This window comes from Oceanicola sp. 22II-s10i (assembly GCF_002210105.1).
In the GTDB taxonomy this organism is placed as follows: Bacteria; Pseudomonadota; Alphaproteobacteria; order Rhodobacterales; family Rhodobacteraceae; genus Pseudooceanicola.
On the sequence record NZ_AQQU01000003.1, the window covers coordinates 191,087 to 216,252 of the forward strand.

The following is a 25,166-nucleotide window of genomic DNA, read 5'->3' on the forward strand; positions in this document are numbered from 1 at the left end:
GCATTACTAGCGCCTTTTTCCTAACAAAATCAAATGAGGCGAAAAAGGGTCAGAAGTGTAAAGAATTCGAACGAAAACGGAAACAATCGTGTAAGCAATTGAACTTGCTTTGGAACATTGCGACTATTTCGTGAAGGTTAATAGTCGAACCTGAAAAACGGACCTCAAAGCTAAGCGGATTATTGCCGCCAGTCGGGCTTTCTCTTGGCGAGGAAGGCCTCAATTCCCTCATTGGTGTCCGTATCGAGCATATTCCGCACCATCACCTCACCGGTGAAGGCATAGGCGTCGTCCACTGTCATCTCGGCCTGGGCGTAGAACGCCGATTTCCCGATTCGCACCGCGCTGCCCAGTTTGCCCGCAATCGTTTCGGCCAGTTTCAGCGTCTCGGCCTCCAGATCCTCCGGCGGCGCGGTCCGGTTGATGAGCCCGAGGTCATAGGCGCGGGCGGTGTCGATGAATTCGCCGGTGGTCAGCATCTCGAAGGCCCGTTTGCGCGGGATGTTGCGGGACAGGGCGACCATGGGGGTGGAGCAGAACAGCCCGATGTTGACGCCGTTGACCCCGAAGCGCGTGCCCTCGGCCGCGACCGCCATGTCACAGGTGGCAACCAGCTGGCAGCCGGCGGCGGTGGCGATGCCGTGCGGCCGTGCGATGACCGGCTGGGGCAGGGTGCGGATGGTGCGCATGACGCGCGCGCAGCGGGCGAAGAGATCGGCGAAGTAAGCCGCACCGCTATCCTCGGCCTGACGTCCGGCCTGCATCTCCTTCAGGTCGTGCCCTGCGCAGAACGCCTTGCCTGCGCCGGACAGGATCACCACGCGGATGTCCCGGTCCTGCGCCAGGTCGTCCAGCCCGGACTGCAGCGCCGCCAGCATCGCGTCGGACAATGCGTTCAGCCGTTCCGGCGCATTCATCGTCAGATGCGCGATTGCGCCGGTGTCGTGACGTTCCAGAATTGCCATCTTGTGCCTCCCTCCGCTTTCACGGAACTCTATGCCGGCTAACGAGGGAGGGAAAGCATGACGGTTCAGATGGATGCCGTGGCGCTCGAGGCGTTCATGGCGCGGGAGTTTCCGCAGGCTCAGCAGTATGTCGTGGACTCGGTGACCGAGCAGGGGATCGTCATGCGGCTGCCTGTGACCGACCGCCATCTGCGGCCCGGCGGCACCGTGTCGGGCCCGACGATGTTCGGTCTGGCGGATGTGGCCGTCTACCTGGCGATCCTTGCGCAGATCGGGCCCAAGGCGCTGGCGGTGACGACGAATTGCTCCATCGACTTCATGCGCAAGCCTGCGGCGGGTGTGGATCTGATCGCGGAATGCCGGCTGTTGAAGCTCGGGCGGGTTCTGGCGGTCGGTGACGTGCTGATCCGGTCCGAGGGAACGGAAACCCCGGTCGCACGTGCCACGCTGACCTATTCGATCCCGCCCGAGCGGTCCTGACGCCGCCGGAGGCGATCCGCCGCGCCACCCTCGACCGGGGCGCGGCGGCGTTACGTTCAGTGGATCAGAAGTCGATCCCGAGGGTGAAGGTGACCGTTTCCGGCCCGCCGTAGTCGTTGTCCTCGTAGAGGATCTTGCCATAGAAGCCGTTCGAGAAGGTGTAGACCGCCGAGGCTTCCCAGTAGACGCCGGTGCCGTCATCGCCGACCAGCGCGGCGAGTTCGAAGTTCTCGACCGGGGTCACGGCAAAACCGGCGGACACGTCGAACGTCTCGTAGTCGAAGTTGTAGGCCACCGCGCCACCGACGCTGAGCATCTCGTTGACGGCGAAGGCGAGGGCCAGTTCGGCATCCGTCGAATCGTAGGTGTCATCGTAGATGTAGGTGGTGACGGTCGCGGCGACGTCGACCTGGCCCATGGTCAGGCCGTAGCCTGCATAGAGGTCGAATTCGACGTCGAACGGCCCGCCGTCGTCCAGGGTCGATGCCCAGACACCGGCGAAGAAGCCGTTGTAGCTGCCTTCGACATAGGCTTCGATCGTGTATTCCTCGCCGCCGCTGTAGACGGCGATGTTCCCGGCTGCCCCGTAGGAAAACTCGACACTTTGCGCATTTGCAGGAGCGGCGAAGAGCGCCGCGCCCGCAACGGAAAGAGCGATCAGTTTGTTCATTGTGGTTGTCCCCTGTCACTTGAGTGCCAGTCGATATTGATCCGGCGGCGGAGAGAGGGAAGATCTTTCCTGACGGAAAGAGTGCGAAAGCCTGTTTTCTGGACATAATTTCGATGTATCGGCTGAATTATGATGCGGTTGCAGAAAGACGTGCTGCGCTGCGGAAAGGCCTTTGGGAGCGGCGCCCCCGCCAGTGTATGGCGGTTCGCATTGGGGTATTTTGATACCTATTTTTTAAGTCATTGAAAATGCATGACTAATCCGGGGTCAATGCCCTTGACGGCGCAACTGAAATGCTTAGAACACCGCAATCCGAATTCCACGTCTCAGGAAGCGTCATGAAAACCTTTACCGCTACCCCGGCAGACATCGACAAGAAATGGATCATCATCGACGCCGAAGGCGTGGTGCTGGGCCGTCTCGCCTCGATCGTCGCCATGCGGCTGCGCGGCAAGCACAAGCCGTCCTTCACCCCCCACATGGACATGGGTGACAACGTCATCGTCATCAACGCCGACAAGGTGCAGATGACGGGCAAGAAGCGCACCGACAAGAAATACTACTGGCACACCGGCCATCCGGGCGGCATCAAGCACCGCACGGCCGAGCAGATCCTCGAGGGTGCATACCCCGAGCGCGTCGTGACCGCAGCGGTCAAGCGCATGCTGCCGGGCAACCGCCTGAGCCGCAAGCAGATGACCAACCTGCGCGTCTATGCCGGCACCGAGCATCCGCACGAGGCGCAGAGCCCCGAAGTGCTGGATGTGAAATCCATGAACGCCAAGAACACGCGGAGCGCATGATGGCCGATCAGATCAATTCTCTGGAAGAGCTGAAGGGCGCCGTGTCCGAGAACATCGGTGGCGTCTCCGCACTGGCCGAGGCCGATGTCTCGCGCGAGCCGGTTCGCGACGAACTGGGCCGCTCCTATGCCACCGGCAAGCGGAAGGATGCGGTCGCCCGCGTCTGGATCAAGCCGGGCTCCGGCAAGGTCACCGTGAACGGCAAGGAGATGGACACCTACTTCGCGCGTCCCGTGCTGCAGATGATCCTGCGCCAGCCCTTCACCGTCGCCGGTGTCGAGGGTGAGTTCGACGTCTATGCGACCGTTGCGGGCGGTGGCCTGTCCGGTCAGGCCGGCGCGGTCAAGCACGGCATCTCCAAGGCGCTGCAGCTCTACGATCCGTCGCTGCGCGGCGCGCTCAAGGCAGCCGGGTTCCTGACCCGCGACAGCCGCGTCGTGGAACGCAAGAAGTACGGCAAGGCGAAGGCCCGCCGCAGCTTCCAGTTCTCCAAGCGCTGATACGGGGACCTGTTCCCGGAAATCGAAAGGGCCGCTCTTGCGGCCCTTTTTCATGTCCACGAGGCAGAGGTGCGGATCAGGCGGACCCAGGGCGACTGTGCGGACCAATGCGCGACTGGAACGCTGTGTCGATCCTCCTTGCGTTCTATACCGGGCGAATGCATCCGGGCCCCGGCAGCCGCAGTCCGGCACGAACCAACAAATGGAACAAAAGGTTCCTTTCGAACCCCACCCCGAGGATAGACGATGCAGGGCTCAGGCGCTTTTCGCGACTGGTGGCGCAACGGGGGCTTTCATGCCCCAATCCCTGTCCTCATCCGGGGCTATTCCGGTATCGAACATTTGGTCCGTACCCGGTGCGCCGGACATGCGGAACCGGCCGATCAAGGTCGTGAGGTGTCTGGCATTGTCGGTCAGCGCGGTGTTCGCGGCCATCGTTTCCTCGAACATCGCGGCATTCTGCTGTGTGACGTGATCGAGGTCCGAAATGCCGGAATTCACATCCGCCAGTTCACGCGACTGCCGCTGCGTGGCCTCGGCGATGGTTTGCATACCCTGCGCGATATCTTCGACCGCGCCCTTGATCTCGCCCAGTGCGATGCCGGTGCGTTTGACCAGTTGCACGCCTTCGGTGATCTGCTGGCCGCTGGCATTGATCAGCCCGTCGATTTCCCGTGCCGCATCGGAGGAGCGCGAGGCCAGTGCCCGGACCTCGGTCGCCACGACTGCAAAGCCACGACCCGCATCACCGGCGCGTGCCGCTTCGACACCCGCGTTCAGGGCCAGCAGGTTGGTCTGAAAGGCAATGTCCTCGATCACGCTGATGATCTTGCGCACCTCGGAGGATGACGCCTCGATCGCGTCCATCGCCTGTACGGCACGGGTCATCACGTCTCCGCCCTGATGCGCCTTGTCTCGTGCGGCCAGCGTCTGGGTTCGCGCCTCGTTCGCATCGCTGGCCACTTTGGTCACGAGGTCCGTCAGGCTGCTCAGGGTGGTCGACAGGGCGGAAAGGGTGGCCGCCTGCCGTTCCGTCCGCTGGGACAGATCGCCCGCGGCCTGCGTGATCTCGCCCGACTGAGCCTGGATCGACTGGGTTTCCTGTGTAACCTGTCGCATCGTATCCGAAATCCGGTCCAGCGCGGCGTTGAACGCTTCGGCCCCGGCATTGTAGGCATCGGGCAGCGCCTCGGTGAAGCGGACGGACAGGTTGCCGCGTGACATCTGTTCGAGGTTCGCGATCATGCTCGAGACCGCATGCGCTGCCTCGTCCATGTGGCGGGCGCGTTCCTCCGCCGCCGTTTCCTCGGCCATGCGCGCGGCATGTGCGTTGTCTTCGGCACGGCGGAGCGCCGCTTCGGCCTCGTCCCGCGCGCGGGCGGCGGCGGCGATTGCCGCCTCGGCTTCCGCCAGGGCGGATTCGGCGCGCGCCTTTTCCGTTTCCGCGGTCTCGAGCGCGGCGGCGGTTCGTTCGGCCGCCGCCTGCATGTCCCGGTGCTGGGTCTGCGCGCGCTGTTCCAGGGCCAGACGCATGTGGATCGTCAGGCCGAGTGCGATCGTTTCCATTACGACGACCAACGCATGGAGCCCGGTGCGGCCGATGTTGAGCATCAGGTCGGTCGAGGGATAGACCAGCGCGGGCAGGGCGAAGGTCAGTATCAGGTGATGCACCGCTATGGTGCCAGCCGCCACCAGCAGGGCACGGATTCCGGACATCAGCATCAGCATGGCCAGCACGGCGAAATAGACCATGTGGATGTCGATCTGCATCGGATGGCCCATCATCGCTGCATTCAGTGTGATGCACTGGCCGGTGATCGCCTGCGCCGCGACGATGCGGCCCGTACGCCCCCGCATCCGAAGCGCCATGGCCCCGACCGCCGCAAAGACCAGTGCGCCGGTCAGCGCGACCGCGGGTGCCGTGCCCACGTACCAGCCCGTTCCTGCGACGACGGGCGCGCTGAGGATCGTCAGCAGGCAGATGATCCGCATTCCGAGGGCGCGCGATGCCTCGAAATCCGTGGTTTCCGATCTATCCATTGGTCCGAACCCCGCATATCGCCGCGATCCGCCCGGCACCGATCACCGCCCAGACCCCGGTCAGGGCCTTGGCCGAACCGGGCGCCCCGGCTGCCAGAACCGCGAACGGCGCCTGCACCGGTCCGACCGGGCGCATTCCGGCGGCCGCAAGGATCGCTGCGGAGTCCCGCCAGGGTGGCACGACGACCAGAACGACCCCATCATCCGGCGCCGGGCCGGAGAGCAGGGTCAGCGGCCCGATGGCCAGCGCGATCATGGTTGCGGCAGTGATGAGTGCATGCGTCATCGCGGCTCCTTTCCGGGCCTCTATGACGCAGTCAGGTTTCGATTTGGTTTCCGGCCGTCACACCGTGTCGTCGGGCGGCAGCAGGCCAAGCCCGCGCAGGTAGACGCCGATCCCGGATTCCAGCAGCTCTTCGGCGGGGAAGGGCGACTGGCTGCCGGGCGAATTGCGGGCGAACAGTTCCACGACCCCGTGGCTGAGCGCCCAGATATGGGCCGAGAACATGGAGGCCGGCGGGCGCTTTTCCGGCGGTATGTGGCGCGACAGGTCCGCGGCCGCCCTTTCCAGCGCGTCCCAGGCCCGGCGCGACACGGCGGCGAGCTCGGGCGTGCGGTTGACCGAGATGCCGCTTTCGAACATCGCGATGTAATGGCCGGGATACTTGCGGGCAAAGGCGAGATAGGCGCGGCCCGTCGCCTCGAACGCCGCCAGCGCCGAGGGCTGGCCCTTGGCATAGGCGTATTCGATGACATCCGCGAAGATTTCATAGCCCTGCCGCGCGGCCTCGGCGATCAGGTCCTCGCGGCCTTCGAAATGACGGTAGACGGCGGCGGGGGTGACGCCCGCCAGCTTCGCCGCCTCGGAGAGGGTGAAGCCGGTCGGGCCCTTCTCCTCGATCAGGCTCAGCGCCGCCTCGACGAGGGCCTGCCGCAGGTTGCCGTGGTGATAGCCGCGTTTCTTATGCATCCCAGATGTCCGGCCCGCCGACGATCTTGGGATCGGGCTGACCGACGGCCTTCGTGTCCTTGCGGGCATAATCGACCGAGGCGAGCACATGCCGGATCGCCCCGATTCGCGCCCGACGCTTGTCGTCCGACCGGATGATCGTCCACGGCGCGACGTCGGTGTGGGTGCGGCGCAGGGTTTCCTGGATCGCCTCGGAATAGGCGTCCCATTTCTTCAGCCCCTCGACGTCGATCCACGACAGTTTCCACTGCTTCAGCGGATCGCGTTCGCGGTCGATGAACCGGCGGAGCTGTTCGGCGCGGTCGACGTTCAGCCAGAACTTGAAGAGCAGGATGCCTTCGTCCGCCAGCATCTTCTCGAACTCGGGGACCTGGTGAAAGAAGTGTTCGCGCTGGTTCGGCGTGCAGAAGCCGAAAACATGCTCGACCACGCCCCGGTTGTACCATGAGCGGTCGAAGAACACGATCTCGCCGCCCGAGGGCAGGTGGTCGACGTAGCGCTGAAAATACCATTGCGTCGCCTCGGTTTCCGAGGGCTTGGGAAGCGCCACGACCCGCGCGCCACGTGGATTAAGGTTCTCGCGGAAGCGTTTGATCGTACCGCCTTTTCCGGCGGCGTCGCGGCCTTCGAACACCATGGCGATCCGGGCGCCCGTTTCCTTGGCCCAGTACTGCAGCTTGACCAGTTCGATCTGCAGCGCCTCGAGCTCGCGGTCATAGGACTTGCCCTTCATCCGCTCGGAATAGGGATAGCCCGTGCCGATGATGTCGTCCTTCTCTGCGCGCTTGATGGCGTTGCGGATGTCCTTGGGCGCCTCGTCTTCGAAGAACGTGGTGATCGCGCCGTCAAAGGGCAGGTCCATAAGGATTTCCTCTTTTTCCACAATATGGAGGCGCGGAGGGGTCAGCGCAATCCGGCCCGTTCGGCGGCCCTGCGGATTGCGGCGAGGACCGCGTCCTGCGCGACATGGTGCGGCATGTGGCCGATGCCGGGCAGGCGGGTCAGGCGGGCGTCAGGCGCGTCGCGCTCCAGCGCCTCGGAGTGGATCTCCAGCCCGACGATGTCGTCGGCGGTGCCGTGCAGGATCTCGATCGGCATGTCGACGCCCGGATAGTCATGCGACAGGGCGCGGAGTTCGGGGCGCAGGTCGGTCCGCTGCTGCGCATTGGCGCGGAGCGTCTCGGGGCGGATGATCAGGCCGAGGCCGATGGCGTCGTCATAGCCCGCGGGGGCATCCTGCGGGGTGAAGACCCCGTCGACCTGTCCGCGGATGTAGGACATGGGCACCCACGCGGCGATCAGGTGGGTCAGGATCGGGCCGATCACCGGGCGGGAGAGGATGACGTAGAGCCGGTCCAGTTCCCCCGGCCAGGGATAGGTCGCGCCGGCCAGCAGGACCACCGAGGCCGCACGGTCCGGAAACCGGGTGGCCCATGCCATCGCGACCGCGCCGCCGAAGCTCTGGCCGACGACGACGGGGCGGTCGAGGTCGAGCGCCTGCGCCGCGCCCGACAGCAGGCGCGCCTGATCGGTGACGGTCACGCCCGAGGCGGCCATGCGCGGCGTATAGCCCATGCCGGGCCGGTCGAAGGCGGTGACGCGGAAGTCGCCCGCAAGCCGGTCGACCAGCGAAAACGTCATGTCCCGCGTGTTGCCGGACGCGCCGTGGATCAGCACCACGTCCGGGCCCTGACCCTTCTGCACGTAATGCACGCGCTGGCCGTCCACCTCGACAAAGCTGCCCTCGGGCGGATGCGCCGCCTCGGCCGCCGCGCGCCGGGACGACACGCGCCACAGCGTCAGCGCCGCGATGACGGCGACGATCAGGACCAGCGCGGTCACGATCCTAAGTGCCGATAGAAGCCAGATCATAGGGCGTCGTCTGGTAAATCTGGTTGATCCAGTTGCCGTAGAGCAGGTGCGCATGGCTGCGCCAGCGGTTCGTCGGCGGTTTGGCGGGGTCGTTTTCGGGGTAGTAGTTCACGGGAACCTCGATCGGTGTCCCTTCAGATACGTCCCGATCGTATTCCTGTTTCAGCGTGTCGCTGTCATATTCGAAATGATTGAAGATATAGAGCGCCCGGTGCCCCGGATCCTCGACCAGGCAGGGGCCGGTCAGCGGATCGGCCAGCAGGGTCTTGAGGTACGGCACCGCGTCCACCTCGCTCTGCCGGATCTCGGTCCAGCGCGACACGGGGATCGTGCAGGCATCCGAGAATCCCCGCAGGTAGGGCGAGGTCCGGTCGAGGTTCTGCAGCGGAAAGACACCGAACAGCTTGGCATCCAGCAGGTGCTTGGGTACGCCGTGGAAATGGTGGATCATCGCCATCCCGCCCCAGCAGACGCCAAAGGTCGAATGGACGTGGGTCTGGGTCCACTGGAAGACGCGGGTCAGTTCGTCCCAATAGGTGACGGCCTCGTATTCCAGATGCTCGATCGGGGCGCCGGTGATGATCAGGCCGTCGAACTTCTCGTCCGAGGCCTCGACCTCGGCGAAGGGGCGATAGAACTCCTCCATATGCTCCGAGGCGGTATTGCGCGTTTCGTGATCCGTCATGCGGATCAGCGTCAGCTCGATCTGCAGCGGGGTCGCCCCGATCAGGCGCGAGAACTGGATCTCGGTCTGGATCTTCTTGGGCATCAGATTGAGCAGCGCGATCTTTATCGGACGGATGTCCTGCCGGGCGGCCTGATCCTCGGACATGACCATCACGCCCTCGCGCGTCAGCACGTCATAGGCGGGAAGGTCGGAAGGGATCTTGATCGGCATGTGACTCAGCCTCGATTGATTGTCAGCGGCGAAGATAGGGAATGCTCAGCGCGCCTCAAGGGCGTCGGCGATCATGTCTTCGAACCCGGCCGCACTGCGGATGGCGGCCACGGCATCGGCGGTCACGGTCACCCCGCGGCGCGCGAGCGCCTCGTAGCGGGGCTGGCGGTGCGCCAGAGCCTTGGCATAGGTCCACCGCACGAAGGCGTCGGGGTCAACCTCTGCGGGTGCATTTCCCGTCTCGGACAGGTAGTCCGCCCAAGCCTTGTGCAGGAAGTCGGGCTGGTAATACATCGGCTTGGGTGCGCGGTCGAAACGGCGGATCAGTTCCTCGGTATGATCGTCAGAGCCCTTGATCCACACCAGCAGCGCCGTCTGCGCGATTTCGTCCAGCAGCGGATCGGCCGGATCGAAGGGATCGACGATCTCGCAGATGGACCCGGAGGTGTCGCAGACGAAATGCGGATAGCCATAGAGCCGGACGGCCCGGTCCGCGAAATGCGCGGTGTCGCGCATCGCGGCGATCTCGGCCTCGCGGTGCTGGGCCTGACGGATCATGTAATCCTCGAACGGCACGCCGCCCTTGTCGGGATCGCCGGGCTTGCCGAGGTAGGTCGAAAGCGGCGCGAGGTTGTGGAAGGTGATGTTGGATCCGATGTAGATCGAATCCGACATCAGCAGTTCGCGCAGGAACGGCACCTTCATCGCATGCGCCTTGGCGTTGTCGGTGATGTGCTCGCCCATGTAACGGGTGCCGATGCGGTAATCGACCGAGTAGTGGAACCAGTCGCCGCTGTTGCGCAGCAGGTTCGACACGTGGGTCTTGCCGAGCCCGGACATGCCGAACAGCATCACCCGTTTCTGCGTGGCCGCGCGCCAGTCGTCCGCCGTCTTGTAGATCATCGCGCCACCCTCGGGTTCCAGTCAGGCCAGCGTGTTAGGGCAGGGTGCGAGGACGGTCAAACGCTATTGCTCCGCGCCGGGATCAGCAGCCGCAGGATGCGGCCATCCAGCACCGCGAGGCCCAGCGTGATCAGTGCGAACCCGGCGTAGTGGCGCGGATGCAGTGCCTCGCCGAACACGACGGCGCCCAGCACGATCGCCACCGGCGCGACCAGCAGCGTCACCAGCATCAGGTTGCCCGATCCGGCCTTGGCGAGGATCGAGTAGTAGAGCAGGAACGCCGCCGCCGTCGCGATGATCGAGAAATAGCCGATCGCGGCCCATGTCACCGGTTGCAGCGACAGCGACACCGGGCCCTCGACGATCCAGACCAGCGGCAGCATGACCACCGTGGCCCCGGTCAGCATCCCGGCCGCGGCCATCTGCGGCTTCAGGTGCCCCAGCCGGGCCCGCGCCCATGACCCGGCCGAGCCATAACAGACCGCCGCCCCGATGCAGGCCAGCTGCGCGACCGAGCGCAGGTCGAACTGGCGCAGGTTCTCCAGCCCCATGGCCACCGCGACGCCGCAGAACCCGAAGGCGACGCCGAATGCCTTGCGCCGGGTCAGCTTTTCGTCGGCAAAGACGATGGCCGCGATCAGCACGCCGAAGACGGCGGTCGAGGCGTTGAAGATCGACACCAGCCCGGTTTCCAGATGCGCGGTGCCAAAGACCAGCAGGCTGAACGGCAGCACGTTGTTCAGCACGCCCATCACGAGGAACGCCCCCCATGTGCGGGCGTCGCGCGGCACCTCAAGCCCCGCGATCAGCACGTAGGCCCAGAGCGCCAGCATCGCCCACCCAGTCCGGTGCAGCACGACCGTGAAGACGCCGATTTCGTCCAGCGCGATCCGCATGGCCATGAAGGACGCGCCCCAGATCAGGGCAAGCAGGGCGATCTGGCCCCATGCGGCGGATGAGATGGTCTTTTGTTCCATGCCGCGATCAAGCGCCTTTCCATGGGCGGCCGCAATCCGAACCTTGTGCAATCACGCACGCGTCTCGGCGCGGATGTTCAGGTAGTTGCCCGCAAAGATCACCGCCGCCCCCAGCAGGACCCATGGATCGAGCGGTTCGGCATAGATCAGCGCCCCGATGACCGCCACCAGCGGCAGGCGGGCGAAGTCGACGGGCATGACCACGCTGGCGGGCGCCAGCCGCAACGCGTTGGTCAGGCAGAAATGCGCCAGCAGCCCCGCGCAGCCGATCAGCAGCAGCCACGGCGCGGTGACGGCAGAGGGCAGGCGGAGGTCGCCGTCGTAGCCCGCGCAGATCAGGCCGAACAGCGCCTGCAGCACGGTCAGCCAGAACAGGATGCATGCGACCGAGGCGGTGCGCGTCAGTTTGCGCGTCAGCACGTTGGTGGTCGCAAAGCCGATGGCGGCGACGGCGGCGCAGATGACGCCCGCATTGATCTCGCCGGTGCCGGGGCGGGTGACGATCAGGATGCCCGCAAAGCCGATCAGCGCCGACAGGCCGCGCACCTTCGTCATCCGTTCGCCGAGGATCAGCGGCGCCAGCAGCAGCACCCAGAGCGGAGAGGTGAATTCCAGCGCAAAGACCTGTGCCAGCGGGATCACGGTGATCGCGTAGAACCACAGGTTCTGGCCGGTGAAATGCGCGAGGTTGCGGATGCCGTGCAGCCGCATCTGGCGGGCGTTGACCTGTCCCCAGAGCCCGCGCGTCGTCAGCACGGCGCAGACGATGATGATCCCGGTGACCGAGCGCCACAGCATGATCTCGAAGGTGTCGAGGTCAAAGCTGACGGCCCGCGCGGCAACGGCCATCGAGATGAACGACACGATCGCCCCGGTCATCCACACGAGCGCCCTGAGCGTGTCCGCCCGTTTCTGTCCGCTGTCGTCCATACGGCTCCCCCGGTTGCGCGCGAGGCATGCACCCTCGGGTCCGGAAGGGCAAGGGGGCGGGACGCGGGCGCGGGTGCAACCCCGCCCTCGCGCGGGGGGCGGGCGGGTTTCGCCGCACCGCGCCTTCGGACAGAACGCGGGCCGCGTTGTCCGTCAGACCAGGTCCCGAATTTTCCGCACGGAGTTCAGGTTCCGAGCCGTCACGGCACAGCCGACCGCCTTCTCGATCCTGCCGTTCAGCTTCGACTTGCCCAGCCCCTCGGGCGTATGCGCGTAGAGGCAGTGCCGGCCCATCACCAGCACTTCGTCCTGTGTGCACTGCGGCTCCAGCACCGACAGCGCATCTTCGGCCGGCGTGGCGGTGAAGAACATCAGGTGCACATGCTTCGGCTCGGGCACGTCAGGCCAGGGCACACCGCTGAGCGCCGCGTCAATGTCCTCGGGCCGGAAAGCCATGACGCCGGGGCGGAAGCCGAACTGCGTTTCCACAAGACTCATGACGAACCCCTCGACCTCCCGCGGCTCTCCTTTTTCGATGTCCATCAGAATGTTGCCGGACTGAATGTAGGTCGCGACGTTCTCGGCCCCGCCCTGCGCAAGCGCGTCCCTCAGCGCCGTCATGGGCAGTTTCCCGGTGCCGCCGACATTCACGGCGCGCAGCAGGACCACCCACCTCATACCAGGTCCGGTTCCCGTCCGACCCGGTTCGCCAGTTTCGCGACCGTCAGCCCCTGCACGATGATCGAGAAGATCACGACGCAGTAGGTCGCGGTCAGGATCAGGGGTTTCCATTCGCTCTCGGGCAGGGCCAGCGCCAGCGCGACCGAGATTCCGCCCTTGAGCCCGCCCCATGTCATGATCGGGATGGTGCCCTGCGCGAACTCGCGGAACGGGCGCAGCATCAGCACCGGCACGGCCACCGCCGCCAGCCGTGCCACCAGCGCCAGCGCGATCGCCGCCGCGCCGGTCAGCAGCAGGTCGCCGCTGAAGGCGACGGCAAAGACCTCGACCCCGATCAGCAGGAACAGGACGGCGTTCAGGATCTCGTCGATCAGCTGCCAGAAGGTGTCCACGTATTTGCGGGTCGTCTCGCTCATCCCGTGCTTGGCGCCGACGTCGCCGATCAGCAGCCCCGCGCAGACGGCCATGATCGGGGCCGACACATGCAGGGCGACGGCGAGCTCGTAGCCGCCGAAGGCCAGCGCCAGCGTGATCAGCACCTCGAGCGAATGGTCGTCGATCAGCCGCATGACACGGAACGTCAGCCAGCCCAGCACAAGCCCGAGCAGCGCACCGCCAAAGGCTTCCTGCACAAACAGCAGGATCGCATCCATCGCGACCCCGCCGTCGTCATGCCCGGCGCCGTGCCCCGTGCCGTGTCCGGCCACTGCGGGAAAGGCGAGGCCGACGAGGACGAGGTAGACGACATAGCCGACGCCGTCGTTGAACAGGCTCTCGCCCGCGATCTTGGTTTCCAGCGACTTCTTCAGGTTCGCCGCCCGCAGGACGCCCAGAACCGCCACCGGATCGGTGGGCGAGATCAGCGCGCCGAACACCAGCGCCACGATCAGCGGCATACCGGTCAGCCATGAAAAACCGAAGCCAACCACCGCGGTGGACAAGGCAATCCCGATGGTGGCCATCAGGAAGACCGGCCCCCACTGGTCGCGCAGGTCCTGCACCTTGACGTGCAGCGCACCGGCGAAGAGCAGCAGGCCCAGCATCCCCTCCAGCAGGGCATCGGAAAAGTCGATCCCGAGCACAAGTGCGCGGACATCTTCGGCGATCCCGAGAGCCGGGATAAACTGGTCCAGCACCAGAACCCCGAGCGAGGCCAGCAGCGCCACCACGAGGATCCCGATGGCGGCAGGTAGGCGCAGGAACAGGTAGTTGATCGCGCCGAAGGCCGCGGCGAGCACGATGAGCAGGGATGTGATCTGTAGAATGGTCATTGAAATACGCCCCGTAACAGGCTTCCACCTTGATCAGAGGATAGGTGCGGGGGCAAGCCTCACGCCTTCGTGAGGTCGATCCAGACGGGCAGGTGGTCCGATGCGACGCGGGCGGGCTGGGTCTTGTGCACCTGCGGCCCGTCACTGGCCAGACCGGGGCCGAGCGCGAAACGGTCCAGCGCTGCGACCGGGCGCGGGGCGGGATAGGAGGGGCGCGACGGCAGGATGCGATAGGGATCGAGCTGCGACTGCATAGCCTGCGGCCCGCCCCATTCGTTGAAATCCCCGGCGATCACCGTCGGCCGGTCGTCGAGGTCGTCCAGCGCCCTGCGGATGGTCGCAAGCTGCATCAGCCGGTAGCGCCGGATCAGCCCGAGGTGGGTGCCCACGACCCGCAGCGGACCGAGCGGCGTCTCGAAATCCACGCGGATCGCGCCGCGCGGCTCCAGCCCCGGCAGTTCGATCAGGTCGGTCTCGGCCACTTCGACATCGTCGCGGTGCAGGACCGCGTTGCCGTGCCAGCCGATGGATCCGTCGTGGCTCTCCAGGTTGGCCACCCGCCAGCCGTGCGAATGCGCCAGCGCATGGGGCAGGGCGGCGGGCCGGGGCGGGATGCGCTTGTCGGCCTCCTGCAGCACGGCGATCTGCGCGCCGGTCGCGGCCAGCACGGCAAGCGACCGGTCGGGCCGGCGCCTGAGATCGAGGCCGACGCATTTCTGCAGGTTGTAGGTTGCTATACGGACCGAGCGCGCTTTCATAAGAGACTGGATAGGTCAATTTCGGAGCAAGTCACCATGTTTCAGGGTCAGGCCCTGCTGACGCGCGTCATCTGGACGCTGCTGGCCCTGTTTGCCGCCTATGCTTTGATCCGCTGGCGGCTGGAAGTGGGCATGGTGGCACTTGTGACGCTGGGCCTGTCGATGGCCCCGGTCTTTGTCGCCAAGTGGGCCGAGATCGAGGTCCCGCGCGGATTCATCGCCGCCACCACGATGTTCGTCGGCGGCACGCTGTTCCTGGGCGAGGTGTTCCAGTTCTACTACCGCTTCTGGTGGTGGGACATCGCGATGCACGGCGGCAGCGCCATCGGTTTCGGCCTGATCGGCTTCATCCTCGTCTTCATGATGTTCCAGGGCGACCGCTATGCCGCGCCGCCGATCGCGATGGCCTTCTTCGCCTTCTGCTTTGCCATGACGATCGGGTCGATCTGGGAAATCTTCGAATTCGGGATGGACCAGATATTCGGCACCAACATGCAGAAGTCCGGCCTGATGGACACGATGGGCGACCTGATCGTGGACGCGGGCGGGGCGTTGCTGGGATCGGCTCTCGGGTTCGCATGGCTCAAGGGGCAGAACCTCGGGGGGCTGACCGGGGCGATCCAGTATTTCGTCCAGAAGAACCCCAAGATGTTCTCGCGCTTCCGTCGTCCGAGGTCTTGACGCGACCTAACGGTCGGTCAGAGTGCGCGCCATGACCAAGACCCGTATCGACGCGCCCGGCGCGGCGTTCCTCATCCTCATTTCCCTGATCCTCGGCGGCAACCAGGTGGTGATGAAGCTCACCTCCGAAGGGCTGTCGCCGGTGTTTCAGGCGGGGTTGAGATCGGGCGTCGCCGCGTTGTTCATCGCGGCCTATATCCTGCTGCGCCGGATCCGGTTTCCGATGACGCGCGAGGTGGTGATCGCGGGCTGCGCGGTCGGCTTCCTGTTCGCGTTCGAATTCCTGTGCCTCTACGTGGCGGTCGACCGGACCAGCGTCAGCCACGTGTCGATCATGTTTTACACCATGCCCGTGCACCTGAGCATCATGGCCCACTTCCTGCTGCCCGGCGAACGGCTGACCGGGTCGCGCATCCTCGGGCTCGGCCTGTGTCTGGCCGCCGTGGCGGTGGTGATGGCCGACCAGGGCGGCGAGCGGACGGATCTGCTGGGCGATGTCGTGGCCTTTGTCGGGGCGATCGGCTGGGCGGCGGTCGGGATGCTGCTGCGCGCTTCGGCCATGTCACGGATCCCGGGCGAGGCGACGCTGTTGTGGCAGCTCGGCGTCTCGACGCCGTTCCTGCTGGGCGCGGCGGTGTTCTTCGGTCCGCTGGTGCGCGACTTCGAAAGCCAGCACATCTGGCTGATGGGCTACCAGGTCTTTGCCGTGGCCCTGTTCTGCTTCTGGGCCTGGCTGCTGCTGATCCGCATTTATCCCGCCCCCGCGGTGGCGAGCTACAGCTTCCTGACGCCGGTCTTTTCGGTGGTCCTGGCCTGGGCGATCCTGGGCGAGCCGCTGCACGCCTCGGTCGTCATCGGGATCACGCTGGTCGCGGCGGGGATCTGGCTGATCAACCGCCGGACTCAGGTGCCGCAGAAGGTGGCCTGAACCTCTTCACCGGGCAGCGGCGGACGGGTCAGATCCTCGGTCTCGGGCTGATCCTCGTAGGGACGGGCGAGCACCTGCATCAGCCGTTCGAACGGGGCCATGTCGCCCGCGACGGCGGCCTCGATCATCTGCTCGATCCGGTGGTTGCGCGGGATGAAGGCCGGATTCGCGCGGCTCATCCGACCTGAACGGTCGGCCTCGCCCTCCGACCGGGCCAGCCAGCGCTCCGCCCAGGCGTCGAAGGCGGCCCGGTCGGTGAACTGGTCGCGCGCGGCGGGGGTGCCGAGGGCGCGGAAGGTGTTGGTGAAATCCGCCCCGTCGTTGGCCATCAGCGCCAGCAGGTCGGTGATCAGGCGTTCGTCCTCCTCGCGCCTCGAGGCGAGGCCCAGCTTGGCGCGGTAGAGGTCGAGCCATTCCGCGCTGACCCGGTCGGGGACGGCATGGATCATCTCGGTGAACCGGGCGACGGCGGCGTCCTGATCCGGCATCAGCGGCACGAGGCAGGACGCGAACTGCGCGAGGTTCCAGGTGATGATGCCCGGCTGGTTCTGGAAGGCGTAGCGCCCCTGCCGGTCGATCGAGGAATAGACCGTGGCCGGGTGATACTGGTCCATGAAGGCGCAGGGGCCGTAGTCGATGGTCTCGCCCGAGACGGTGGTGTTGTCGGTGTTCATGACGCCGTGGATGAAGCCCACGGACATCCACTGCGCCACCAGCCGCGCCTGCCTGGCGATGACCGCCTCAAGTAGGTCCTCGGGCGTGTCAGTGTCAGGGTAGTGACGCGCGCGGACATGGTCGAAGAGGTCGCGCAGGGCACCGGCGTCGCGGCGCGCGAAGAAATACTGGAAGGTGCCGACCCGGATGTGGCTCGCCGCCACGCGGGTCAGGATGGCGCCGGGCAGCATCGCCTCGCGCGCGATCTCCTCGCCGGTGGCCACGGCGGCCAGTGCGCGGGTGGTGGGGATGCCGAGGCCGTGCATCGCCTCGGACACCACGTATTCGCGGAGCACGGGGCCAAGCCAGGCCCGGCCGTCGCCCATGCGGGAATAGGGGGTGGGGCCCGACCCCTTGAGCTGGATGTCGCGGCGCGTGCCATCGGGGGCCGTGACCTCGCCCAGCAGGATCGCGCGGCCATCGCCGAGCTGGGGCGAGAAGCCGCCGAACTGGTGGCCGGCGTAGACCTGGGCGAGGGGGGTGGCGCCTTCGGGCAGGGTGTTGCCCGAGAAGATCGCGGCGAGGGTCGCGGGGTCGGGGATGTCGGTGAGGCCGAGTTCCGTGGCGAGCGCGGTGTTGAAGGCGAGGAGCCGGGGCGCGCGCACCGGTGTGGGCGCGAGGCGCGTGTAGAAACCGGCGGGCATCCGGGCGTAGCTGTTGTCGAAGGGGATCGCGAGGGTCATGGGGGGAAGGTAGGTGCGGTGCGGGGCTTTTGCCAGCGGGCTGTGCCTGGTGGGGCGAGAGAGGGGGCTGTCTGCCCCCTCTTGCGGGCTGTGCCCGCAATTCACCCCCGAAAGTATTTGAGACCAGAAGAAGCAGGGGACCGGCGAGGGACGCCGTCGGGCGGGGCGAACGGGTGCCGGGTCAGAGGCGGAGGGTCATGACGACCGAATCGTCGTGATTGGCGAAACGGGCGCGGCGGAAGAAGATCTCGGTGGGGGTGGCGGGCGGCGCGGCGGCGCTGAGGGCGCAGAGCCCGGCCTGGGCCAGCGCCTTGGGCAGGGCGTAGAGCACCTCGGTCCCGATGCCGCGGCGGCGGACGCCGGGGCGGATCCAGATGTCCTGCACCTGTCCGGCCAGCCCGCCATAGGCCAGCGACCAGCCGAAGGAGATCACGGTGTAGCCGATCGGCGCGCGGACGGGCCCGATCATGTAGGCGACCCCGTGCGGTGAGCCGTCGAGCAGCGGCGCCAGCGCCGCCGCGCGGTCGGCGTCGGACTGCCGGATGCCCAGTTCGTCGTGGCAGGCGGCGACCATGGCCAGCAGGCGGTCGGCGTCCTCGGGGCGGGCGAGATGGATGTTGGTCACAGGCGGGCCAGCCTTTCCGTCAGCAGCGCGAAATAGCCATCGTCGTCGATCGTGCCCATGAACATGGCATTCGGCGCGCGTTTCGTCACCCGCCACCAGTCGGCGACGGTCATGCCGAGGGTCAGGGGCGAGGTGGTTTCCACCTCGACGTTGATGTGGCGGCCGGTGAAGAGCTCGGGGCGGATCAGGTAGGCGGTCACGCAGGGATCGTGCAGCGGCGCGCCTTCGGAGCCGTATTTCTCCTTGTCGAAGCGTTCGAAGAAGTCGGTCATCGCCGCCACCGCCTCGCCCACCCGGTTGCCGATGGCGCGGAAGGCGTCGTTGCGGGGGCGGGTGACAAGGGCCTTGTGGGTGACATCGAGCGACATGACCGTGACCGGCACGCCGGAGCGGAAGACGGCGTCGGCGGCATGGGGGTCGACGTAGATGTTGAACTCGGCCGAGGGGGTGATGTTGCCGACTTCGAAATAGGCGCCGCCCATCAGGACGATCTCCTGCACCCGTCCGACGATGTCGGGGGCACGGGCGAAGGCGGTGGCGATGTTGGTCAGCGGCCCGAGCGGGCAGAGCGTGACAGTGCCCGGCGGCTCCTGTCGCAGGGTCTCGATGATGAAGTCGACGCCATGCGCGTCCTGCAGGGGCATGGTCGGATCGGGCAGCGTCGGGCCGTTGAGCCCGGTCTTGCCGTGCACATGCTCGGCGGTGATCAGCGGACGCTCCAACGGGCGGTCGCAGCCGGCGAAGATGCGGATGTCGGTTCGACCGGCCAGTTCGCAGACGATGCGCGCGTTCTTCTGCGTCAGCGCCAGCGGCACGTTGCCCGCGACGGCGGTGATCCCCAGCACTTCGATCTCGTCGGGGCTGGCCAGTGCCAGAAGGATCGCGACGGCATCGTCCTGTCCGGGGTCGGTGTCGATGATGATCCTGCGGGACATGGGGGCTCCGTATTGCGAGGTGTCGCGCGAGAGTGACGCGGGCGGGCCGCGGAGTCCACGGGTGGATTGCGGCGACGCGGCGGATCGGAAAGGATGGCCGGAAACAGGGGCGGATCGGGCAGGGATCATGCGGGTATACCTACACGCCGGGGCGCACCGGACCGGCACCTCGTCCTTCCAGGCCTGCCTGTCGGCCAACCGCGGCGCGCTGGAGGCGGCGGGGTTCGACCTGGCCTATCCGGGGCGCGACGGGATCGCCGACGGCAGGCTGGCGCTGCGGCTGCCGCATCCGCGCCACGCCCGGTCGCCGGACGACGCGTGGATCGCGGGCGTGACCGGGGAAATCGCCCGCCATCGCAAAGACGGGTCGCGTGACCTGATCCTGTCCGAGGAGAACATCCCCGGACGGATGTATCACTTCTACAAGGGCGAGTTCTTTCCCGCCGCGCGCCGCCGCGCCAAGCTGCTGGCCGCCGCGCTGCCGGGGCCGGTGGCGCATCTGGTCTACGTGGTGCGGCGGTACGACCAGCTGTTCGTCTCGGCCTATCGCAAGCGGGCCGAGGACAACGCGGTGCCGACGTTTGCCGAGATTCGCGACCGGATGGCGGGGATGGAGCGCGGCTGGCCCGAGCTGATCACCATCCTGCGCAACCGGTTCCGGCCCGAGCGGTTCAGCGTGGTGGAGTATGGCGCGCGGGGGACGAGTGCCGCGTTGCTGCAGCGCCTGCTGCCCGAGGGCGCGATCGCGGCCCCGGTGGAGCCGGAGCGGAGCCTGAACCTGTCCGCCACCGACCGCGCGCTGAAGTTGCTGCAGGCGCGGTATCGCGCGGGCGAGGCGCTGGACCGTCCCGCGTGGCAGGCGGTCGTGGCGGAGCATGCGGGGGACCGGACCGATCTGGGCTTTGCCGCCTTCACGCCCGGACAGATCGCGGCGATGGAAAAAAGATATGCCGACGATCTCGGGGAAATCGGCGGCATGGATGGTGTCACGCTGGTGCGCTAGGCGCGGCTCAGCCGTCGAAATCGACCTCTTCGATCAGCTTGATCGCGTCGGGGCGCAGGGCGGCGATGTCCATCAGGTTGACGTCGTCCGGGGTGAACGTGCCCCAGCCCTGCACCAGCTCGGAGGGTTCGGAGCCCGGTGCGATCGGGTATTCGTGGTTCGCCTCGGCATAGATTTCCTGCGCTTCGGGCGAGACGAGGAATTCCATCAGCTTGATGGCGTTGTCCTTGTTCGGCGCCGACTTGGTCAGCGCGATGCCCGAGATGTTCACATGCGCGCCGCCGTTCTCGAAGGTCGGGAAGACGATGCGGACGGAGTTCGCCCATTCGGTCTGCTCGGGATCGGCCAGCATCTGGCCCATGTAATAGGTGTTGCCGATGGCGATGTCGCATTCACCGGCCCAAATCGCCTTGACCTGCGCGCGGTCATTGCCCTGCGGCTTGCGGGCGAGGTTGGATTTCAGTCCTTCCAGCCAGGTCTTCGTGGCCTCCTCGCCATGGTGATGCAGGTAGGCGGCGACCAGCGCAACGTTGTAGGCATGGGTGCCGGAACGGGTGCAGAGACGGCCTTCCCACTTCGGATCGGCGAGATCCTCGTAGGTGGTCACCTCGCCATCCGCCACGCGCTCTTTCGAGGCATAGACGATGCGGGCGCGGGTGGTCAGACCCCACCACTGGCCCTCGGGATCGTGGAAGGCGGCGGGGACGTTGGCGCTGAGGACCTCGGACTGCACCGGCTGCGTGACACCGGCCTCGACCACGGCGTTCAGGCGGGCGATGTCGACGGTCAGCACCAGATCGGCGGGCGAGCGGTCGCCCTCGGCCTGCAGGCGCTCGACCATGCCGGTGTCGAGGAAGGCGACGTTTACGGCGATCCCGGTCTCGGCGGTGAAGGCGTCGGTCAGCGGTTTCAGCAGTTCCGGCTGGCGGTAGGAGTAGAGGTTCACCTCGTCGGCCATCGCGGGCGTGGCGGCGACAGCGAGGGCGAGCGCGGTGCTCTTGGCGGCGTGGAACATGGGTCCTCCCTTTCGTGTGGAGCCTTTGCGTCGCCGCCGCTTAAATCCGAGTTATTTTGTCGGGTCAATGCCTGAATGTTTGTATCAGGTATTCGTGTCCGCCCTTCGCGCCACCGCCTTGCGTGCTTTTTCCTCCGCCTTGGCCTCATCCCAAAGCGCGTCCATTTCGGCCAGGTCGCTGTCGCGCGGGGTCTTTCCGATCGCTTCAAGTTTCTCTTCGATCCGATTGAATCGGCGCGTGAATTTCGCGTTGGCCGCCCTCAGTGCCCCCTCGGGATCGACCTTCAGATGCCGCGCGAGGTTGGCGACGACGAACAGCAGGTCGCCGAACTCCTCCTCGATCTCCTCGGGGCCCAGCCGGTCCCGCGCCTCGACCAGTTCGGCGGCCTCCTCGGTCAGCTTGTCCAGAACGTCGCCCGCGCCGGGCCAGTCGAACCCGACCCGTGCGGCGCGGTTCTGCAGCTTGATCGCGCGGGTCAGCGCGGGCAGGCCGAGCGCGACGCCGTCCAGCACGCCCCCCTGCGCCTTGGCCGCGCGTTCGGCGGCCTTGATCGTCTCCCAGTCCTTCGTCTGCTGCTCTGGCGACTTGTCGCGGCTTTCGTCGCCGAAGACATGCGGATGCCGGGCCACCATCTTGTCCGACATCGTGTCCGCGACCTCGTGAAAGTCGAACAACCCGCGTTCGACGGCCATCTGCGCGTGGAACACCGTCTGGAACAGCAGGTCGCCAAGTTCGCCCTTCAACTCGCCCCATGCCTCGCGCTGGATGGCGTCGGCGACCTCGTAGGCTTCCTCGATCGTGTAGGGGGCGATGGTGGCGAAATCCTGCTCGATGTCCCAGGGACAGCCGGTCTCGGGATCGCGCAGCCGGGCCATGATCGCCAGCAGGCGCGGCATCCCGCCCTTGGGGTCGTGGATCAGGTCATCCGCCATTGCAGGCCCTCCGGCTTTCAGGTTTGGTGACAGGCAAACCAGAGCATCCTGCAGGAGTCCACCCATGCCCGTCATCAACCGCATCGCCGGCTTTGCCGACGACATGAAGACGTGGCGGCGGCACCTGCATGCGCATCCGGAGCTGGGATTCGAGTGCCACGAAACGGCGGCCTACGTGGTCGACCGGCTGAAGGAATTCGGGATCGAGGAGATCCACACCGGCATCGCCACATCCGGCGTCGTCGCGATCATCGAGGGGCAGGGCAAGGGTCCGACCATCGGCCTGCGCGCCGACATGGACGCCCTGCCGATCATCGAGGCGACGGGAGCGGAACATGCCTCGACCGCGCCGGGGCGGATGCATGCCTGCGGGCACGACGGGCACACGACGATGCTGCTCGGCGCCGCGCGCTATCTGGCGGAAACGCGGAATTTCGCCGGCCGGGTCGCGCTGATCTTCCAGCCGGCCGAGGAACTGGGCGGCGGTGCAGGCGTGATGGTCAAGGAAGGCGTGCTGGACCGCTTCGGCGTGGAACAGGTCTATGCCGTCCACAACGCGCCGGGCATCGCGGCGGGCACCTTCATGACCGGGCCGGGGCCGGTGCTGGCCTCCGACGACACGTTCCACATCCACGTGAAGGGGCAGGGCGGCCACGCCGCCAACCCGCAGGAGACGCGCGATCCGATCATGGCCGCCGTCGGCATCGCGCAGGCGCTGCAGACGATCATCAGCCGCAACCACTACGCCCGTGACGAAATGGTGCTGTCGGTGACGCAGATCCACGCGGGCACCGCCGACAACGTGATCCCCGACACCGCCTATCTGAACGGCACCATCCGCAGCTTCGTCCCCGAGGTGCGCGACATGGCGAAGCGCCGGATGGAGGAGATCGTGAAGGGGCAGGCGGCGGCCTATGGCGTCGAGGCGGAGCTGGACTACCAGTATGGTTATCCGCCCACCGTGAACGACCCCGACAAGGCCGCCTTTGCCGCCGAGGCCGCCCGAGGTGTGGTGGCAAGTGATCAGGTGATCTTTCGCGAGAACCGGGAAATGGGGGCCGAGGATTTCGCCTACATGCTGCAGGCCCGCCCCGGCGCCTACATGGTGATCGGGCAGGGCGACACGGACGGGCTGCACCAGCCCGGCTACGACTTCAACGACGACATCGCGCCGCTCGGCGCCAGCTACTTCGTGCGGCTGGTCGAGACGGCGCAGCCTGCGAGGTAACGGATGGCACTGGAAGACGCCAAGACCGCAATCGACGACGCCTTCACGCGGAAAGACCTGAAAGGCCTGTCCTTCGAGAACGCCTTCGCCGGCGCGACCTCGTTCCTGCGGCGGAAATACACCAAGGACCTGACCGGCGTGGACCTTGCCGTCACCGGCGTGCCCTTCGACCAGGCGGTGACGCACCGCACCGGCACCCGCTTCGGCCCCCGCGCCATCCGCGAGGCGTCGAGCCTGCAGCCCTACGACCCGCCCTATGGCTGGGATTTCGACCCGCTGAGCGAATTCGCCGTCATCGACTACGGTGACGTCGCGTTCGATTACGCCAAGGTCTGGGAGACCCCCGCACTGATCGAGGCGCATATCCGCACCATCCTCGCGGGCGGCGCGGGGACCGTGACGCTGGGGGGCGACCACTTCGTCACCCTGCCGATCCTCAAGGCCCATGCCGAGAAGTTCGGCCCGCTCGCCCTGATCCAGTTCGACGCCCATTCCGACACATGGCAGGACGACGACATGGAACGGATCGACCACGGCACCTTCGTCTACAAGGCGATCAAGCTGGGGCTGATCGACCCGGCGCGATCGGTTCAGGTCGGGATTCGCACAACGAATCCGGATACCTGGGGCATGAACATCATCGACGCCCGCACGGTTCACGAGGCCGGGCCTCAGGCCATCGCGGCGCGGATCCGCGAGATCGTGGGCGATCAACCGGCCTACCTGACATTCGACATCGACGCGCTCGACCCGGCCTTCGCGCCGGGCACCGGGACGCCGGTCTGGGGCGGGCTGAGCTCGGGTCAGGCGGCGATCATGCTGCGCGATCTGGCCGGGGTGAACCTGACCGGCGGCGACGTGGTCGAGGTCTCGCCGCCCTATGACACGACGGGGGCGACGGCCATCGCGGGCGCGCACGTCGCGATGGAACTGATCTGTCTCTGGGCCTATACTCGGCGCCGCTGAGGTCTCGCACAGGGGGAGGCATGGTCTGGGCCCTGGCCATCTTGGTGGCCGCGATCGTCATCTTGCAGGCAGTGCTGCGTCTGGCGCCGATCCGGGCGGCGGACTGGCATGTGCCGCCGCAGGCCGAGCGGGACGAGGACCGGCCCGACGGCCTGCGCCGGCGCATCACGGCCTGGCCCGATGCGCTGGCGGAATTCGACCGCATCATCCGCGACACGCCCCGCACCGAGCTGCTGGCAGGCAGCCTGCGGTCGGGGATGATGACCTATGTCACCCGCTCCATGATCTGGGGCCTGCCGGACCTGACGACGGTCCGCAGCCGCGACAGCCGGCTCGAGATCCATGCCCGCGCGCGGTTCGGCCGGTCAGATCTCGGGCGCAACCGCCGGCGTGTCGAGCACTGGCTGAGACGTCTGGAGCGGGGCGGTTGACTGCGGCAGGGATGTCCGGGGCAGCGACAGGCGCGACACCTCGCAGCCTTCGCTGATCTCGCGCCACATCGGCACGTTCAGCGACATCTGGCACTGGGCCATGAACATGCGGCCATCCACGTGCAGGCAGATCGTCTCGCCAAGTTCGATGCGGCCGCCGGTGGTGTCGGTGCAATAGCAGTCGATCACCTTGCCGCCCGGACCCTTGACGTCGGCGGCGGCGGACCCGGCCAGAAGGCAAAGGATGATCGCGCTACGCATGGGCTGATGATACCACCGTCAGGGCCCTTGACCAAGCCCGAGTGA

Annotated in this window: 29 protein-coding genes; 9 read left to right on the forward strand and 20 right to left on the reverse strand. The window is 66.6% G+C overall.

What is annotated here, in order from left to right; all coding sequences use genetic code 11:
* Positions 1–179 precede the first annotated feature (179 nt).
* Complete coding sequence (locus ATO6_RS11045; RefSeq protein WP_088624054.1) at positions 180–965, reverse strand: enoyl-CoA hydratase; 786 nt, start codon at positions 963–965, stop codon at positions 180–182.
* A gap of 57 nt (positions 966–1,022) precedes the next feature.
* On the opposite strand from ATO6_RS11045, the gene ATO6_RS11050 reads away from it, so the two are divergent.
* Positions 1,023–1,445 carry a PaaI family thioesterase gene (locus tag ATO6_RS11050; RefSeq protein ID WP_088624055.1) on the forward strand — a complete coding sequence of 141 codons (423 nt, stop codon included), beginning with the start codon at positions 1,023–1,025 and terminating at the stop codon, positions 1,443–1,445.
* Between the two features lie 64 nt (positions 1,446–1,509).
* Here ATO6_RS11050 and ATO6_RS11055 read toward each other — a convergent pair whose 3' ends face one another.
* Positions 1,510–2,115 (reverse strand): hypothetical protein, encoded by a 606-nt coding sequence (locus ATO6_RS11055; RefSeq protein WP_088624056.1) that lies wholly within the window; start codon positions 2,113–2,115, stop codon positions 1,510–1,512.
* Positions 2,116–2,453: 338 nt separating this feature from the next.
* On the opposite strand from ATO6_RS11055, the gene rplM reads away from it, so the two are divergent.
* Together rplM and rpsI are read left to right on the forward strand one after the other, a co-directional pair.
* Positions 2,454–2,918, forward strand: a complete 465-nt coding sequence (gene rplM / locus ATO6_RS11060) for a 50S ribosomal protein L13 (RefSeq protein ID WP_088624057.1) — start codon at positions 2,454–2,456, stop codon at positions 2,916–2,918.
* Positions 2,918–3,418 carry a 30S ribosomal protein S9 gene (gene rpsI / locus ATO6_RS11065; protein ID WP_088624058.1) on the forward strand — a complete coding sequence of 167 codons (501 nt, stop codon included), beginning with the start codon at positions 2,918–2,920 and terminating at the stop codon, positions 3,416–3,418. Before rplM ends, rpsI begins: the two co-directional genes overlap by 1 nt.
* A 255-nt stretch (positions 3,419–3,673) precedes the next feature.
* Here rpsI and ATO6_RS11070 read toward each other — a convergent pair whose 3' ends face one another.
* From ATO6_RS11070 to ATO6_RS11125, 12 genes are all read right to left on the reverse strand, one after another.
* Positions 3,674–5,458 (reverse strand): methyl-accepting chemotaxis protein, encoded by a 1,785-nt coding sequence (locus ATO6_RS11070; RefSeq protein WP_088624059.1) that lies wholly within the window; start codon positions 5,456–5,458, stop codon positions 3,674–3,676.
* Complete coding sequence (locus ATO6_RS11075; RefSeq protein ID WP_088624060.1) at positions 5,451–5,744, reverse strand: hypothetical protein; 294 nt, start codon at positions 5,742–5,744, stop codon at positions 5,451–5,453. Before ATO6_RS11075 ends, ATO6_RS11070 begins: the two co-directional genes overlap by 8 nt.
* 57 nt (positions 5,745–5,801) lie before the next feature.
* Positions 5,802–6,428 carry a TetR/AcrR family transcriptional regulator gene (locus ATO6_RS11080; RefSeq protein WP_088624061.1) on the reverse strand — a complete coding sequence of 209 codons (627 nt, stop codon included), beginning with the start codon at positions 6,426–6,428 and terminating at the stop codon, positions 5,802–5,804.
* A complete protein-coding gene (ppk2, locus tag ATO6_RS11085; RefSeq protein WP_088624062.1) occupies positions 6,421–7,290 on the reverse strand; it encodes a polyphosphate kinase 2 in 870 nt (289 codons plus the stop codon). The genes ATO6_RS11080 and ppk2 overlap by 8 nt, the downstream gene beginning before the upstream one ends.
* Before the next feature lie 41 nt (positions 7,291–7,331).
* A complete protein-coding gene (locus tag ATO6_RS11090) occupies positions 7,332–8,300 on the reverse strand; it encodes an alpha/beta fold hydrolase (protein WP_088624063.1) in 969 nt (322 codons plus the stop codon).
* Positions 8,275–9,198, reverse strand: coding sequence for a homoserine O-succinyltransferase (metA, locus tag ATO6_RS11095; protein ID WP_088624064.1), 924 nt, complete (start codon positions 9,196–9,198; stop codon positions 8,275–8,277). The genes ATO6_RS11090 and metA overlap by 26 nt, the downstream gene beginning before the upstream one ends.
* Before the next feature lie 45 nt (positions 9,199–9,243).
* Positions 9,244–10,101 (reverse strand): ATPase, encoded by an 858-nt coding sequence (locus ATO6_RS11100; RefSeq protein ID WP_088624065.1) that lies wholly within the window; start codon positions 10,099–10,101, stop codon positions 9,244–9,246.
* A gap of 56 nt (positions 10,102–10,157) precedes the next feature.
* Positions 10,158–11,078, reverse strand: coding sequence for a DMT family transporter (locus ATO6_RS11105; RefSeq protein WP_088624066.1), 921 nt, complete (start codon positions 11,076–11,078; stop codon positions 10,158–10,160).
* Between the two features lie 51 nt (positions 11,079–11,129).
* On the reverse strand, positions 11,130–12,008 hold the full coding sequence (locus tag ATO6_RS11110) for a DMT family transporter (protein ID WP_088624067.1): 879 nt from the start codon (positions 12,006–12,008) through the stop codon (positions 11,130–11,132).
* 153 nt (positions 12,009–12,161) lie between these two features.
* Positions 12,162–12,686, reverse strand: a complete 525-nt coding sequence (locus ATO6_RS11115) for a DUF1697 domain-containing protein (protein ID WP_088624068.1) — start codon at positions 12,684–12,686, stop codon at positions 12,162–12,164.
* Positions 12,683–13,960 carry a sodium:proton antiporter gene (locus ATO6_RS11120; protein WP_088624069.1) on the reverse strand — a complete coding sequence of 426 codons (1,278 nt, stop codon included), beginning with the start codon at positions 13,958–13,960 and terminating at the stop codon, positions 12,683–12,685. The genes ATO6_RS11115 and ATO6_RS11120 overlap by 4 nt, the downstream gene beginning before the upstream one ends.
* Before the next feature lie 59 nt (positions 13,961–14,019).
* On the reverse strand, positions 14,020–14,718 hold the full coding sequence (locus tag ATO6_RS11125; RefSeq protein WP_088624070.1) for an endonuclease/exonuclease/phosphatase family protein: 699 nt from the start codon (positions 14,716–14,718) through the stop codon (positions 14,020–14,022).
* Positions 14,719–14,754: 36 nt separating this feature from the next.
* Here ATO6_RS11125 and ATO6_RS11130 point away from each other — a divergent pair, with 36 nt between their 5' ends.
* Both ATO6_RS11130 and ATO6_RS11135 read left to right on the forward strand, forming a co-directional pair.
* Entirely contained in the window at positions 14,755–15,399 is a 645-nt protein-coding gene (locus ATO6_RS11130; RefSeq protein WP_088624071.1) for a hypothetical protein, read from the forward strand.
* A 31-nt stretch (positions 15,400–15,430) separates the two neighbouring features.
* Positions 15,431–16,327 carry a DMT family transporter gene (locus ATO6_RS11135; RefSeq protein WP_254919123.1) on the forward strand — a complete coding sequence of 299 codons (897 nt, stop codon included), beginning with the start codon at positions 15,431–15,433 and terminating at the stop codon, positions 16,325–16,327.
* Here the strand turns inward: ATO6_RS11135 and ATO6_RS11140 are convergent.
* From ATO6_RS11140 to ATO6_RS11150, 3 genes are all read right to left on the reverse strand, one after another.
* Positions 16,303–17,724, reverse strand: coding sequence for a YdiU family protein (locus ATO6_RS11140; protein ID WP_088624073.1), 1,422 nt, complete (start codon positions 17,722–17,724; stop codon positions 16,303–16,305). The genes ATO6_RS11135 and ATO6_RS11140 overlap by 25 nt on opposite strands.
* 181 nt (positions 17,725–17,905) lie before the next feature.
* The gene (locus tag ATO6_RS11145; protein WP_254919124.1) at positions 17,906–18,349 is read right to left on the reverse strand and encodes a GNAT family N-acetyltransferase; all 444 of its coding nucleotides are present in this window, start codon (positions 18,347–18,349) and stop codon (positions 17,906–17,908) included.
* On the reverse strand, positions 18,346–19,284 hold the full coding sequence (locus tag ATO6_RS11150) for a nucleoside hydrolase (RefSeq protein WP_088624074.1): 939 nt from the start codon (positions 19,282–19,284) through the stop codon (positions 18,346–18,348). Before ATO6_RS11150 ends, ATO6_RS11145 begins: the two co-directional genes overlap by 4 nt.
* Before the next feature lie 127 nt (positions 19,285–19,411).
* Between ATO6_RS11150 and ATO6_RS11155 the strand changes: the two genes are divergently transcribed.
* On the forward strand, positions 19,412–20,287 hold the full coding sequence (locus ATO6_RS11155) for a hypothetical protein (protein WP_088624075.1): 876 nt from the start codon (positions 19,412–19,414) through the stop codon (positions 20,285–20,287).
* A 7-nt stretch (positions 20,288–20,294) separates the two neighbouring features.
* Here the strand turns inward: ATO6_RS11155 and ATO6_RS11160 are convergent, their stop codons facing one another.
* Both ATO6_RS11160 and mazG read right to left on the reverse strand, forming a co-directional pair.
* Positions 20,295–21,302 carry a Fe(3+) ABC transporter substrate-binding protein gene (locus ATO6_RS11160; RefSeq protein ID WP_088624076.1) on the reverse strand — a complete coding sequence of 336 codons (1,008 nt, stop codon included), beginning with the start codon at positions 21,300–21,302 and terminating at the stop codon, positions 20,295–20,297.
* Positions 21,303–21,386: 84 nt separating this feature from the next.
* The gene (mazG, locus tag ATO6_RS11165) at positions 21,387–22,235 is read right to left on the reverse strand and encodes a nucleoside triphosphate pyrophosphohydrolase (protein WP_088624077.1); all 849 of its coding nucleotides are present in this window, start codon (positions 22,233–22,235) and stop codon (positions 21,387–21,389) included.
* 64 nt (positions 22,236–22,299) lie between these two features.
* Between mazG and ATO6_RS11170 the strand changes: the two genes are divergently transcribed.
* The 3 genes from ATO6_RS11170 to ATO6_RS11180 are packed head-to-tail and all read left to right on the forward strand — an operon-like array spanning position 22,300 to position 24,860.
* The gene (locus tag ATO6_RS11170) at positions 22,300–23,463 is read left to right on the forward strand and encodes a M20 aminoacylase family protein (RefSeq protein ID WP_088624078.1); all 1,164 of its coding nucleotides are present in this window, start codon (positions 22,300–22,302) and stop codon (positions 23,461–23,463) included.
* 3 nt (positions 23,464–23,466) lie between these two features.
* Positions 23,467–24,429, forward strand: coding sequence for an agmatinase (speB, locus tag ATO6_RS11175; RefSeq protein WP_088624079.1), 963 nt, complete (start codon positions 23,467–23,469; stop codon positions 24,427–24,429).
* Positions 24,430–24,449: 20 nt separating this feature from the next.
* Complete coding sequence (locus ATO6_RS11180) at positions 24,450–24,860, forward strand: DUF1499 domain-containing protein (RefSeq protein ID WP_088624080.1); 411 nt, start codon at positions 24,450–24,452, stop codon at positions 24,858–24,860.
* Here ATO6_RS11180 and ATO6_RS11185 read toward each other — a convergent pair.
* The gene (locus tag ATO6_RS11185; RefSeq protein WP_088624081.1) at positions 24,795–25,121 is read right to left on the reverse strand and encodes a hypothetical protein; all 327 of its coding nucleotides are present in this window, start codon (positions 25,119–25,121) and stop codon (positions 24,795–24,797) included. The two genes, ATO6_RS11180 and ATO6_RS11185, sit on opposite strands and share 66 nt — an antisense overlap.
* Positions 25,122–25,166 lie beyond the last annotated feature (45 nt).